Genomic DNA, 949 nt, shown 5'->3' on the forward strand with positions numbered 1-949 from the left:
AATCGCGAAGAAAAGTAAGCCGTACTCAGCCAGTATGCAAGTGCACCTCCGGCAATGGAAATGGCAACAGAGGCAGCAAGGGGCAGATTAAAGGCAAAATAGCTCACCAGCAAAACCGGCAAAATGACTGGAAATGCCATCAATATGGAAATAAAATCAGTAAGAAATCGATTCATGATCATTACACTCCTGACTTACACGCTTTTCTATATATACGGATTATCCTTTTGATAAGTTTCAATATGCGAAGATTTCTCTCTATCTTAAACGATATAGGAACAGATTGATTTCTGCAAATTTATTGAAATTTTTCTTTGAAAAACACACCCGCCCAACTGGCTTTTATAGGCTATCGCCTTGCCACTTCACCAGAACTTACATAAGTTATTACGTATCCATCCTGAATTTAAAAGGAGTGTTGACAATGAATACATCCGGATTTTATCCTTATCCGCAACAAAACGGAAATCAGCAGTACATTCAGCCGAGTTTCAACCCCTATTTTCAACAGACAGAACGATTTGATTCTGAGTATGTTCCTCAGCAGGAATGGAGCCTCCCACAGAATCAAGAAAACCCATTCAATCCTTCAACAGACCCATTCGACTCCGACAGGCAGCCGCCGCAATCTCAGCAACTCGAAAGAAGGGTACGGGAACTAGAGAGGCAAAATGAGCGACAAACGCGGGAACTCACTCGCCTCAATCAAGAAATCACCCGTGTAAACCGGGAAGTGAACCGTGTTAACCAAGAAATATCCAGGCTAAGTCAAACCGATCAGCGTCATACCAATAGACTGAACAGGCTTAATCAACGCCTGCGCGCCGTCGAAAGGAACCTCAACATCCCCTTCAATGCAACAGATGATGGCTTTTAAATCTAAAACCGGAGCTCTTCATGGGCTCCTTTTGTTTGACCTGTTATTTGCCAGTTATGCGGTTTACGCGTG

General features: G+C 43.1%; 1 protein-coding gene. It reads left to right on the top strand.

What is annotated here, in order from left to right; genetic code table 11:
• Window positions 1-424: 424 nt before the first annotated feature.
• Window positions 425-877, top strand: coding sequence for a hypothetical protein (locus CVN76_RS01010; protein WP_157805407.1), 453 nt, complete (start codon window positions 425-427; stop codon window positions 875-877).
• Window positions 878-949: the final 72 nt, after the last annotated feature.

The organism is Bacillus sp. mrc49 (assembly GCF_002803435.1).

Bases quoted from the DNA above. Each gene is read 5' to 3' on its own strand.
- CVN76_RS01010 (WP_157805407.1), top strand. From the start codon at position 425: ATGAATACATCCGGATTTTATCCTTATCCGCAACAAAACGGAAATCAG.